Genomic DNA, 11,429 nt, shown 5'->3' on the forward strand with positions numbered 1-11,429 from the left:
GGGCACGACGGTGTCCTGGTCGGGGCGATCACCGAAGGTGACCGCCCGCGGCTCGTTCGGAGTCACCCCCCGAGTATGCGCGGCACCCCGACCACGGGGAACGCCGGTGCGGTCACGCGGTCACGCGGTCACGCGGTCACGCGGTCACGCGGGGAACGCCGCAGTGCCCATACGGTCACAAGGTGCGCAGCAGCACCGCCGGTTGTTCCACGCAGTCCGCCACATAGCGCAGGAAGCCGCCCGCCGTGCCGCCGTCGCACACCCGGTGGTCGAAGGTGAGCGAGAGCTGCACGACCTGGCGCACGGCCAGTTCGCCCTCGTGCACCCACGGCTTGGGGATGATGCGGCCGACGCCGAGCATGGCGGCCTCGGGGTGGTTGATGATCGGCGTGGAACCATCGACCCCGAACACGCCGTAGTTGTTCAACGTGAACGTGCCGCCGGTCAGTTCGCCGGGCGTGAGGGTCCCGGTGCGGGCCGACTCGGTGAGCCGGGCGAACTCCGCGTTGAGGCCCTCGGTGTCGCGGGCGTGTGCGTCGCGGACGACGGGTACGACGAGACCCCGCTCGGTCTGCGCGGCGAACCCGAGGTGGACGTGGTCCAGCCGGACTATCTCCCTGGCGTCCTGGTCGACGGTGGAGTTGAGTTCCGGGAAACGGGCCAGGGCCGCCGTGCTGATACGCGCCAGGAGCGCCAGCAGGGAGATCTTCGGCCCCCCTGCCGCGTTCATCGCCGTACGGGCACGCATCAGCTCGGTCGCGTCCGCGTCGACCCAGCAGGTCGCGTCGGGAATCTCGCGACGGCTGCGGGACAGCTTGTCGGCGACGGCACCGCGGACGCCCTTGAGCGGGACGCGGGTGCCGGCGGAGGCCGCCGCGGGGGCGGTGGTGACCGTCGGCTGTGCCGTCACGCGTGGGTGCGGCGCGGGCGTCGCCGTCGTGGTCCGGCCCTGCACGGCGGCGGCACGCAGGGCGTACTCCACGTCAGCCCGCAGGATCAGCCCGTCGGGCCCGGATCCGGTCAGCTCCCTCAGGTCCAGGCCGTTCTCACGGGCCAGCCTGCGCACGAGGGGAGAGATCACGGCCACGGGGCCGTCCGCCGACTCGGCGGTCCGGGCCCGCCCGTTCGTCGGCTCGGCCAGCGTCGGCGCCAGGGGCGCGGTGGAGGGGGCCGGCCGGTCCGGTCGCACCCTGCGGCGTCGCGCGGGCGCCTCCGAGGTGCCGTACCCCACGAGGACATTGCCCGAGCCCTGGCTGCCCGCGGCGGCCGGGGCGTCCTGGGTGCCCGGGGCCTCCGCGGCGTCCGTCGGGCCGCCGGAGGCCGGTGCGCCGACCGCGACCGTGATCAGCGGGGCGCCGACGGGCAGTTCCGTGCCCTCCTCGCCGAAGCGGGCGGTGACCACACCGCCGTAGGGGCAGGGCACCTCGACCATCGCCTTGGCCGTCTCGACCTCGACGACCGGCTGGTCGACGGCGACGACGTCCCCGACCTCGACCAGCCAGCGGACGATCTCCGCCTCGGTGAGTCCCTCCCCGAGGTCGGGGAGCTTGAACTCCAGCACCTGTGCCATCAGCTCTCGGCCTCCCACTGCAGACGCGCCACGGCGTCCAGGATGCGGTCGACGCCGGGCAGGTGGTGGCGCTCCAGCATCGGCGGCGGGTAGGGGATGTCGAACCCGGCGACGCGCAGCACCGGCGCTTCCAGGTGGTGGAAGCAGCGCTCCGTGACGCGGGCCGCGATCTCCCCGCCCGGACCTCCGAAGGAGCCCGATTCATGGACGACGACCGCACGCCCGGTCCGTCGCACCGAGGCGGTGACCGTCTCGTCGTCGAACGGCACCAGGGAGCGCAGGTCGACGACTTCGAGGTCCCAGCCCTCGGCCCGAGCCGCCTCGGCGGCTTCGAGGCAGACGGGCACCGACGGCCCGTACGTGATGAGTGTGGCGCTCCGGCCCGAGCGCCGCACCACCGCGCGGCCGATGGGTTCAACGGCTGCCGGCTCCTCCGGGTTCCATGAGTCCTTGGACCAGTACAGGCGCTTGGGTTCGAGGACGACGACCGGGTCGTCGGAGGCGATGGCGGCGCGCAGCAGGCCGTAGGCGTCGGCGACCGTGGCGGGCGTGACGACGTGCAGTCCGGGAGTGGCCATGTAGTAGGCCTCGGAGGAGTCGCTGTGGTGCTCGACGCCGCCGATGCCGCCACCGTAGGGGACGCGGATCGTGACGGGCAGGGGCATGCGGCCGCGGGTGCGGTTGCGCATACGGGCGACATGGCTGATGAGCTGCTCGAACGCCGGGTAGGCGAAGGCGTCGAACTGCATCTCCACGACCGGGCGGAGGCCGTACATGGCCATGCCGACCGCGGTGCCGAGGATGCCGGCCTCTGCGAGCGGGGTGTCCGTGCAGCGGTCCTCGCCGAACTCCTTGGCGAGTCCGTCGGTGACCCGGAAGACGCCGCCGAGGGTGCCGACGTCCTCGCCGAGGACGTGCACGGACGGGTCGGCGGCCATCGCGTCGCGCAGTGCGCGCGTGAGGGCCTGCGCCATGGTGGCGGGCTTGACGGCGACGGTGGTCATCAGTGCGTTCCTCCCTGCTCCGCCTCGATCTCGGCCAGCAGCAGGGCGCGCTGTTCCCGCAGTTGCGGGGTGGGCTCGGCATACACGTGGGCGAAGAGGTCCATGGGGTCGAGCGGGGCGTCCTGGTTCATGCGGGCGCGCAGGTCGGCGGCCATGGTCTCGGCGGCGTCCCGGGCGGCCTGCTTCGTCTCCTCGTCGAGGATTCCGCGTGCGGTCAGCTCCCGCTCCAGGAGGTCGATCGGGTCGTGTCCGCGCCAGGTCTCGACCTCGGCGTCGCCGCGGTAGCGGGTCGCGTCGTCGGCGTTGGTGTGGGCGTCGACGCGGTAGGTGATCGCCTCGACGAGCGTGGGACCGCCGCCCGCGCGCGCGTGCCGTACGGCGTCGGCGAGCACCTCGTGCACGGCGACCGCGTCGTTGCCGTCGACCAGCCGGCCCGGCATGCCGTACCCGACGGCCTTGTGGGCCAGGGAGGGGGCGGCGGTCTGCTTGGCGAGCGGGACGGAGATCGCGAAGCCGTTGTTCTGGACGAGGAAGACGACCGGCGCCCGCCAGACGGCGGCGAAGTTCAGCGCCTCGTGGAAGTCGCCCTCGCTGGTGCCGCCGTCGCCGACCATGGCGAGCGCCACCACGTCGTCACCCTTGAGGCGGGCGGCGTGCGCGAGGCCCACGGCGTGCGGGAGCTGGGTGGCGAGCGGCGTGCACAGGGGGGCCACGCGGTGCTCGAAGGGGTCGTAGCCGGTGTGCCAGTCGCCGCGCAGCAGCGTGAGGGCCTCCACCGGGTCCACGCCGCGGGCGACGACCGCGAGGGTGTCGCGGTAGCTCGGGAAGAGCCAGTCGCGCTCTTCGAGGACGAGCGCGGCGGCGACCTCGCAGGCCTCCTGGCCGGTGCTGGAGGGGTAGACGGCGAGGCGACCCTGCTTGGTCAGGGCGGTGGCCTGCGCGTTGTACCGACGGCCGCGCACCAGATCGGCGTAGAGCCGGCGCAGCAGCTCCGGGTCGGCCTGTGCGGCCGCCTCGGTGCCGAGGACGCGGTAGGGCTCGGCGTCGGGCAGCAGCGGCGCGGGGTCGGCGCGGGGCTGCCAGGCGGGCGGCGGTGTCGGCCGGTATCCGCCCCGCTGCTCCATGACCGTCATGACGGCACCTCCTCGTGGGAGTGGCTACGGGAGACGGGTCGGCTGTGACCCGCCTCACCTACCGATTGTTCGGTCGCCGGCACATTTTGGCTACCGGCCCCCTCAGGCTGTGGACAAACGGTTCTCCACAGCCTGAGATGGACGCAGTACGTCCACGGCGGAGAGGCGGGGGGACATGACGCCTGAACAAATGGCCGACAGCCAGGACGGCAGCGCGCCCCCGCGCGCGGAAGGCAGGGCCGCGCCGCGCGCGGGAACCACGGCTGCGTCCCGCCCGGAGGGCAGCACCCCGCCCCGCCCGCTCGACGCCATCGATCAGGACATCCTCCAGATGCTCCAGGCGGACGGCCGCGCCTCGATACGGTCGGTCGCCGAACGGGTCCACGTGTCGCGCGCCAACGCCTATGCGCGCATCAACCGGCTCGTCGAGGACGGCGTCATCCGCGGCTTCGGCGCGCGCGTGGACCATGAGCGCGCGGGCCACGGAACGTCCGCCTACGTCACACTGAAGATCGTCCAGAACTCCTGGCGCACGGTGCGCGAGCAGCTCAGGCAGCTGCCCGGCGCCTCCCACATCGCCCTGGTGGGCGGCGACTTCGACGTCCTGCTCCTGGTGCACACCCCCGACAACCGGGCACTGCGCGAGCTGGTGCTCACCCGCCTCCAGGCGATCCCCGAGGTGCTCAGCACGCGCACGCTGCTGGTGTTCGAGGAGGAGGACCTGGAGCCGCAGGGCTGACCTCAGGCCTGCCGCAGCCCGGAGAAGACCAGCCGGGCGACCGCCTCGCTCACCTCGCGCTCGCCCATGCCCCGCCCGTCGGGGCGGTACCACTCGACAATCGAGTTGATCATCCCGAAGACGAGCCTGGTCGCGAGCCGCACCTCCACATCGCCGCGTACGTCTCCGTCGGCGGCGGCCGCCTTCAGCAGCGCGGCGACCCGGTGGTCGAAGTCACGCCGCCGCTCCAGGGCCCACCGCTCGGTGCCCGTGTTGCCGCGCACCCGCAGCAGCAGCGTGACGTAGGGCAGTTCGGAGATGAGCACCTCGACCATGCGCTGCACGACGTACTCGAGTCGCTCCACCGCGCGTCCCACGCGCGCGGGCTCCTCGTCGAGGATCGCGAAGAGGCCGTCGAGCGCCCGGCTCACCGCCCGCCGCAGCAGCTCCTCCTTGCCGCTGACGTGGTGGTATATCGACGACTTGGAGATGCCGGCCGCCTTGGAGAGGTGCTCCATGGACGTGCCGTCGTAGCCGCGCTCGATGAAGACCTGCACGGCGACCGACAGCAGGGTCTCCGGGGTGTACGTGTCGCGCTTGGCAGTGGTCACGGGGTGCCCTCCCGCTTGTCGGCGGAGTGCCCGTGGCGGTAGAGCGCCAGAGAGGGCGCGTAGCGGCCGGAGGGCTCGCGCAGGTGCAGCTCCTCCAGAAGGTCGTGGGCCCAGACCCGGCCGAGCCTGCGGCTCCACTCGAAGGGGCCGAGCGGGTAGTTGACGCCCAGGCGCATCGCGGTGTCGATGTCCTCCTCGGTGGCGACGCCCTTGGCGACGGCGTCGTGCGCGAGGTCGACGATCCGTGCGACCGTACGGGCGACGATCATGCCGGGGACGTCACCGATGACGCTGACGTCCTTGCCGAGCGCCTGGAAGAGCCCGATGGCCTCGGAGAGCGTCTGCTGGGGGGTGTCCTGGGAGGCGGACACGGCGATGCGGGTGGCCTTGCGGTAGTCCAGGGCGAGGTCGAAGTAGACGACGTCCCGGAACTCCACCGAGGTCTGGCCGTCGGCGAGGGCGAGCTGGCCGCCGCTCGGCAGCACCAGGCGCATGCCGTTGTCCTCGTCCTCCTCGCGCACGGGGATGCCCGTCTCGCGGATCATCGCGAGCAGCTCGGAGGCGGGCCCCAGGTCACCCTCGGCGATGACGTACGCGGGCGGCCGGCGCTTCTCCGCGGTGTGCGGCTCGGCGCGCTCGGCGCCGTCGCGATGGTCGAACCAGCCCTGCCCGGTCTTGCGCCCCAGATGACCGGACTCGACCAGGCGGCGCTGGGACAGCGAGGGGGTGAAGCGCACGTCCTGGAAGAAGGCCTGCCACACGGAGTGCGTGACGGACTCGTTGACGTCCTGCCCGATCAGGTCGGTCAGCTCGAACGCGCCCATCCGGAAGCCGCCGGACTCGCGCAGGACCGCGTCGATGGTGGCCGGATCGGCCCCCTGCGCCTCATGGACCGCGAAGGCCTCCGCGTAGAAGGGCCGGGCGATGCGGTTGACGATGAAACCCGGGGTGTCGGCACAGGCGACGGGGGTCTTGCCCCAGAGGCGGGCGGTCTCGTACGCGCGCGTGGCCGAGGTGACGTCGGTGGCGAACCCGGAGACGACCTCGACCAGCGGCAGCAGGGGCGCGGGGTTGAAGAAGTGCAGGCCCACGAGGCGGCCCGGGTTGCGCAGGGCGGCGCCGATGGCCGTCACCGACAGGGAGGAGGTGTTGGTGGCGAGCAGACAGTCCTCGCCGACCACGTCCTCCAGGGCGCGCATCAGCTCCTGCTTGACGTCCAGCCGCTCCAGGACGGCCTCGACGACCAGCGTGCAGTCCGCGAGTCCGGCGAGGGTGTCCACGGGCGTGAGGCGGGCGCGGGCGGCGTCCCGTTCGGCGGCGGTGAGACGGTCCTTCTCGACGAGCCGGTCGAGACGGGCACCGATCGCGTCGGCCGCTTCCCCGGCGCGCCCGGCGACGGCGTCGTACAGCCGCACGGGGTGGCCCGCGGTCAGCGCGACCTGGGCGATGCCCTGGCCCATGGTGCCGGTGCCGACGACGGCCACGGGGCTGCTGAGGTCGAGTGCTGTCATGTGCGCGATCCTCCCGCACGGGGTTTTCCACAGATGCGGCGGACCCCCTTGTCCCGACCGATCGTTCGGTTACTCTAACCCTGACTGCCCGTTCCTGTCCCTGTTTCCGTCCAGGTCCGGAGCTCGACGAAGAGCTCTCCAGACGAGGAGTTGGTCCCGCATGGCCGCCGAACTCACCGCTCACGATCTGATCGCCAAGCACCGGCCCACTCTGGACCAGGCCCTGGAAGCGATCCGCACCCGCGCGTACTGGTCCCCGCACCCCGAGCACCCCAAGGCCTACGGCGCGGACGGCAGCCTGGACGCGGCGGCCGGCAAGGCGGCCTTCGACGCGGTCCTGGGAACCCGCCTCGACCTCGGCCAGCCCGGCACCGACGGCTGGGTGGGCGGCGAGACCTCGCCGTACGGCATCGAACTCGGCGTCGAGTATCCGCACGCGGACATCGACGAGCTGCTGCCCGCCATGAAGGCCGGTCAGCGCGCGTGGCGGGACGCGGGCGCGGAGATCCGTGCGGTGGTCTGCCTGGAGATCCTCAAGCGCATCGGCGACCGGACCCACGAGTTCGCGCACGCGGTCATGCACACCTCCGGCCAGGCCTTCATGATGGCCTTCCAGGCGGGCGGCCCACACGCGCAGGACCGCGGCCTGGAGGCGGTGGCGTACGCGTACGTGGAGCAGGTCCGCACACCCGACACCGCGGAGTGGACCAAGCCGCAGGGAAAGCGCGACCCGCTGGCCCTCACCAAGCAGTTCACGCCGGTCCCGCGCGGGATCGCCCTGATGATCGGCTGCAACACCTTCCCGACGTGGAACGGCTATCCGGGCCTGTTCGCCTCGCTCGCCACCGGCAACGCGGTGCTGGTGAAGCCCCACCCGCGCGCGGTGCTGCCGCTCGCGCTGACCGTGGCCCTCGCGCGCGAGGTGCTCGCCGAGGCCGGCTTCGACCCGAACCTGGTCGCGCTCGCCGCCGAGCGGCCCGGCGAGGGCATCGCCAAGACCCTGGCCACCCGCCCCGAAATCAGGATCATCGACTACACCGGCTCGACCGCCTTCGGCGACTGGCTGGAGGCCAACGCCCGCCAGGCACAGGTCTACACCGAGAAGGCCGGCGTCAACACGGTGCTCGTCGAGTCCGCCGGCGACTACAAGGGCATGCTGTCCAACCTGGCGTTCTCGCTGTCCCTGTACAGCGGCCAGATGTGCACCACCCCGCAGAACCTGCTGATCCCCCGCGACGGCATCCGCACCGACGAGGGCCCCAAGACCTACGACGAGGTCGTCGCCGACCTCGCCCGCGCGGTCGACGGCCTCCTGGGTGACGACGCGCGCGCGAACGGCCTGCTGGGCGCGATCGTCAACCCGGACGTGAAGGCGCGCCTGGAGGCCGCGGCCGGTCTCGGCGAGGTGGCGCTGGCCTCCCGCGAGGTGAACAACCCCGAGTTCCCGGCCGCCGTCGTGCGCACGCCCCTCGTCGTCAAGCTCGACGGGGCCAAGCCCGACGACGAGGCGGCCTACATGAGCGAGTGCTTCGGGCCGGTCTCCTTCGCCGTCGCGGTCGACTCGGCGGCGGACGCCGTGGAGCTGCTGCGGCGCACGATCCGCGAGAAGGGCGCGATGACGGTCGGCGCGTACACGACCGACGAAGAGGTGGAGCGGGCCGTCCAGGAGGTCTGCTTCGAGGAGGCCGCCCAGCTCTCCCTGAACCTCACCGGCGGGGTGTACGTCAACCAGACGGCCGCCTTCTCCGACTTCCACGGATCGGGCGGCAACCCGGCGGCCAACGCGGCCCTCACCGACGGCGCGTTCGTCGCGAACCGCTTCCGCGTGGTCGAGGTCCGCCGCGAGGCCTGAGGCCTACACGCGCGTGGCGCCCCCGGTCGCGCTCCAGTGGTACAGCGTCATGGCCACACTGGTCGCGAGGTTGTAGCTGGAGACCTGGGGGCGCATCGGCAGGGCCAGCAGATGGTCGGCCCGCGCGCGCAGCGGCCCGGACAGCCCGCTGCGCTCCGAACCGAAGGCGAGGACGGCGTCGTCCGGGAGCTTCACGCCCCGGATGTCCTCGCCCTCCGGGTCGAGCGCGAACATCGGCCCGGCCGGCAGCTCGTCGGCGGTCAGCCGCTCCACGGCCGTCGCGAAGTGCAGCCCGGCCCCACCGCGCACCACGGTCGGGTGCCAGGGATCGAGCGTTCCGGTGGTGACCACGCCGGTCGCCCCGAAGCCGGCGGCCAGCCGGATCACGGCCCCCGCGTTGCCCAGGTTGCGCGGATCGTCGAGGACCACGACCGGCGCGGTGCGGGGCGTGCGGGCCAGCGCCCGCAGATTGGCCTCCCGGGAGGGCCGTACGGCCAGGGCGGCCACGGCGGTGGGATGCGGCCGTGGCACCAGCGAGGTGTACGTCGCCTCCGGCACCTCCGTCAGGAGCGCCTCCAGCGTCGCCCGTACGTCGGGAGCGAGATCGTCGGCGAGGGCGAGCGCCGCCCGCCGGTCCACCGCGACGGCCACCGGCACGTCGGCCCCGAAACGCACGGCGTGCTTGACGGCGTGGAAGCCGTCGAGCAGCACCGAGGCGTCGGCGAGCCGGCGCCACAGGCCGAGCGGATCGGGGTCGGTCATGCCGTGAAGCCTACGCGGCTGGGCTCGGCCTCCTCGGGCTCGCGCACCCCCCGCTGCTCCGGTACGGCGGCGCCGCGCCGCGGCAGGAACGCCTCCCACACGCGCGTGGCCCATCCGCCCAGCCACCGCAGGAACGGCGTGGGCAGGAAGACCGCGTCCGTCGCGATCATCGCCAGGGAGAAGAACGGCAGCCCGAGGAGCACCGCGATCGCCATGTGCTCGGCGATCATGGCGACGAGCAGGACGTTCTTCACCCGCCGGTTGAACAGGGTGAACGGGAAGGCGACCTGCACGATGACCGTCCCGTACGTCACGAGCATCACCATGGTGCCGCTGGCGGACAGCAGGTCGCCGAGCGCCGGCCAGGGGGAGAAGTAGTCCAGGTGCAGCGGGTAGTAGACGGCGGTGCCGTCCTGCCAGCGGGAGCCCTGGATCTTGTACCAACCGGCCGTCGCGTAGATCAGGCAGGCCTCGGCCATGATCACCAGCAGGGCGCCGTTGTGCAGGATGTCGGTGATCACGTCCAGCAGGATCCGGGGTTGCGCGGTCGCCGTGAGGCGCCCCACGGCCCACCGCACGCCCAGCGTGGCCCACACCGCCCAAAGGATCACCGGGACGGTCCAGTCGCCGTCGAGCCGGCCCCCCGCGGTCGCCGCGACCAGCACCGCGCCGAACACGCTCCACAGGGCGGGCCCCACCCGGTCGGTGACCCGCTCCCCGCGCGCGCGTGCCTCGGCCGCGCGCCGCTCGCGCCGCGCGTCCAGCGACCAGACCCGGCCGCAGCGCATGAAGACCAGGTAGATCGACATCAGGTGCAGGACGTTGTCGCCGCCGTCACCCACGAAGACGCTGCGGTTCTGCAGCGAGAGCACGCCCACCATGAACAGCACCGACATGGTGCGGGTGCGCCAGCCCAGCAGCAGCAGCAGGCTCGACAGGACCGACAGCGCGTACACGGCCTCGAACCAGATCCGGCCGTCCGACCACATCAGTGCCGTGAAGGCGCCGTTGTCGTCGATCAGCTGCCGGGCCAGCTCCCAGCTCCACGGGCCGTCGGGGCCGTACAGCTCCGCGCGGTGGGGAAGTTCACGCAGCAGGAACAGCAGCCAGGTCAGGCTGAACCCGATGCGGACCACGGCGCTCTGGTACGGCCCGAGCGCGGACCCGGTGACGCGCGCGATGACGGTGGACATCGACAGGGAGAACCGGTTCACTGCGTGCCTCCCTCGGTCTCACCGGCGGGCAGCGGCCACCAGGGCAGCACCCGGTAGACCGGCTTCGACGTGACCTCGTCGGTGCCCCACTCGGGCGCCGGCACGTTGGTGGTGCGGGAGCGGACCTGGACGCGCTCTATGACGCCACCCCGGCCGGCCGCGTCGCCGCGCTCCAGCCGCAGCACCACGATGTTGCGCAGGTAGGCCTCGGAGAGGGCGCTGCGCTGGCCCGCCGAGCGGTTGTCGGAGTCGTGCGAGCCCACGTAGAAGTCCCAGGCGCGGCGCAGTTCGTTCTGCTGCGTGTGGCTCGGCACCAGGTTGCCGTCGATGCTGCGGCCGTCCTGGGCGGACAGGTCGAACCAACCGGTGGTGCGGGCCGTGCCGTCGGCGGTGCGGACGTCGGCGCGGACCTGGACGGCGATGTTCTGCTGGAGCGGGTTGGGCGCGAAGAGCTTCCAGTTCTGCTCGAACTCGGGGTAGATGTACTCGTCGATCGCCTCGCCGTGCGTCTTGGTGACCGTGTTGGACGGTGCGACGTGCAGGAACACCATGCCGACGTGCACACAGACGGCGACCGCGACGACGGCGAGCGCCAGGGCGGCGACGACCTGGTAGCGCGGGGAGAGAGCGGCCACACCGCTGCGGGGATCGGGCACGGCCGGGGGCCCGGCCTGCGCGGCCTCGACCCGGGCGCGCGGTAGACCGCCCTCCGCCCGCGGCGCCTCCGCCGAATCCGCCGAATTCTCCACCGCCGACTCGTCCACCGGCGCCTCCGGCCCCCGTGGCGCCTCGGCCCCCCGGGGGGGCCCGGCGCCTCCGTCGTACGCGTTCATTCCGCCCCGTTCCCCGATTCCGGTCCGTCTTGCGCCTGCTCGGCCGCTCCGCGGCGACCGTTCGCACGCGCCACCGCCTCACGTCGACCCGCTCTCACGCACCCGTGCGCGAAGCACAGGGCGGGACAGCCTTCGCACGGCCGTCGCACAGTCGTCGCACGGAACGGTACTCAGCCCGGCCCGCGCCGCGCAGCCCTCCCCCCGAGCGGACCCTGCCGAGC

The 11,429-nt window shown here is 72.7% G+C and carries 10 protein-coding genes; 2 read left to right on the forward strand and 8 right to left on the reverse strand.

Features of this window, described 5'->3' with window-relative positions:
• Positions 1-175: 175 nt before the first annotated feature.
• From ACFWJX_RS10865 to pdhA, 3 genes are read right to left on the reverse strand one after another with little or no spacing between them, the layout of a single operon-like run.
• The gene (locus ACFWJX_RS10865) at positions 176-1,570 is read right to left on the reverse strand and encodes a dihydrolipoamide acetyltransferase family protein (protein ID WP_383240017.1); all 1,395 of its coding nucleotides are present in this window, start codon (positions 1,568-1,570) and stop codon (positions 176-178) included.
• Positions 1,570-2,574: an alpha-ketoacid dehydrogenase subunit beta gene (locus tag ACFWJX_RS10870; RefSeq protein WP_383240020.1), complete on the reverse strand. Its 1,005-nt coding sequence runs from the start codon at positions 2,572-2,574 to the stop codon at positions 1,570-1,572. Before ACFWJX_RS10870 ends, ACFWJX_RS10865 begins: the two co-directional genes overlap by 1 nt.
• Complete coding sequence (gene pdhA / locus ACFWJX_RS10875) at positions 2,574-3,707, reverse strand: pyruvate dehydrogenase (acetyl-transferring) E1 component subunit alpha (protein ID WP_383240023.1); 1,134 nt, start codon at positions 3,705-3,707, stop codon at positions 2,574-2,576. Before pdhA ends, ACFWJX_RS10870 begins: the two co-directional genes overlap by 1 nt.
• 175 nt (positions 3,708-3,882) lie before the next feature.
• On the opposite strand from pdhA, the gene ACFWJX_RS10880 reads away from it, so the two are divergent.
• The gene (locus tag ACFWJX_RS10880; RefSeq protein WP_383240026.1) at positions 3,883-4,446 is read left to right on the forward strand and encodes an Lrp/AsnC family transcriptional regulator; all 564 of its coding nucleotides are present in this window, start codon (positions 3,883-3,885) and stop codon (positions 4,444-4,446) included.
• A gap of 2 nt (positions 4,447-4,448) precedes the next feature.
• On the opposite strand, the gene ACFWJX_RS10885 is transcribed toward ACFWJX_RS10880, so the two are convergent.
• Together ACFWJX_RS10885 and ACFWJX_RS10890 are read right to left on the reverse strand one after the other, a co-directional pair.
• Complete coding sequence (locus tag ACFWJX_RS10885) at positions 4,449-5,036, reverse strand: TetR/AcrR family transcriptional regulator (protein ID WP_383240028.1); 588 nt, start codon at positions 5,034-5,036, stop codon at positions 4,449-4,451.
• On the reverse strand, positions 5,033-6,547 hold the full coding sequence (locus ACFWJX_RS10890) for a 3-hydroxyacyl-CoA dehydrogenase (protein WP_383240031.1): 1,515 nt from the start codon (positions 6,545-6,547) through the stop codon (positions 5,033-5,035). Before ACFWJX_RS10890 ends, ACFWJX_RS10885 begins: the two co-directional genes overlap by 4 nt.
• Positions 6,548-6,707: 160 nt before the next feature.
• On the opposite strand from ACFWJX_RS10890, the gene paaN reads away from it, so the two are divergent.
• Positions 6,708-8,399 carry a phenylacetic acid degradation protein PaaN gene (paaN, locus tag ACFWJX_RS10895; RefSeq protein WP_383240032.1) on the forward strand — a complete coding sequence of 564 codons (1,692 nt, stop codon included), beginning with the start codon at positions 6,708-6,710 and terminating at the stop codon, positions 8,397-8,399.
• Positions 8,400-8,402: 3 nt separating this feature from the next.
• Here paaN and ACFWJX_RS10900 read toward each other — a convergent pair whose 3' ends face one another.
• From ACFWJX_RS10900 to ACFWJX_RS10910, 3 genes are read right to left on the reverse strand one after another with little or no spacing between them, the layout of a single operon-like run.
• On the reverse strand, positions 8,403-9,161 hold the full coding sequence (locus ACFWJX_RS10900) for a TrmH family RNA methyltransferase (protein WP_383240035.1): 759 nt from the start codon (positions 9,159-9,161) through the stop codon (positions 8,403-8,405).
• A complete protein-coding gene (locus tag ACFWJX_RS10905; RefSeq protein ID WP_383240038.1) occupies positions 9,158-10,375 on the reverse strand; it encodes an HTTM domain-containing protein in 1,218 nt (405 codons plus the stop codon). The genes ACFWJX_RS10900 and ACFWJX_RS10905 overlap by 4 nt, the downstream gene beginning before the upstream one ends.
• Positions 10,372-11,208: a DUF5819 family protein gene (locus tag ACFWJX_RS10910; RefSeq protein ID WP_383240040.1), complete on the reverse strand. Its 837-nt coding sequence runs from the start codon at positions 11,206-11,208 to the stop codon at positions 10,372-10,374. The genes ACFWJX_RS10905 and ACFWJX_RS10910 overlap by 4 nt, the downstream gene beginning before the upstream one ends.
• Positions 11,209-11,429: the final 221 nt, after the last annotated feature.

The sequence above is a fragment of the Streptomyces sp. NPDC058335 genome, assembly GCF_042723915.1.
Lineage (GTDB): Bacteria > Actinomycetota > Actinomycetes > Streptomycetales > Streptomycetaceae > Streptomyces.

Bases quoted from the DNA above. Each gene is read 5' to 3' on its own strand.
- ACFWJX_RS10910 (WP_383240040.1), bottom strand. From the start codon at position 11,208: ATGAACGCGTACGACGGAGGCGCCGGGCCCCCCCGGGGGGCCGAGGCG.
- ACFWJX_RS10900 (WP_383240035.1), bottom strand. From the start codon at position 9,161: ATGACCGACCCCGATCCGCTCGGCCTGTGGCGCCGGCTCGCCGACGCC.
- ACFWJX_RS10870 (WP_383240020.1), bottom strand. From the start codon at position 2,574: ATGACCACCGTCGCCGTCAAGCCCGCCACCATGGCGCAGGCCCTCACG.
- ACFWJX_RS10880 (WP_383240026.1), top strand. From the start codon at position 3,883: ATGACGCCTGAACAAATGGCCGACAGCCAGGACGGCAGCGCGCCCCCG.
- paaN (WP_383240032.1), top strand. From the start codon at position 6,708: ATGGCCGCCGAACTCACCGCTCACGATCTGATCGCCAAGCACCGGCCC.
- ACFWJX_RS10890 (WP_383240031.1), bottom strand. From the start codon at position 6,547: ATGACAGCACTCGACCTCAGCAGCCCCGTGGCCGTCGTCGGCACCGGC.
- ACFWJX_RS10865 (WP_383240017.1), bottom strand. From the start codon at position 1,570: ATGGCACAGGTGCTGGAGTTCAAGCTCCCCGACCTCGGGGAGGGACTC.
- pdhA (WP_383240023.1), bottom strand. From the start codon at position 3,707: ATGACGGTCATGGAGCAGCGGGGCGGATACCGGCCGACACCGCCGCCC.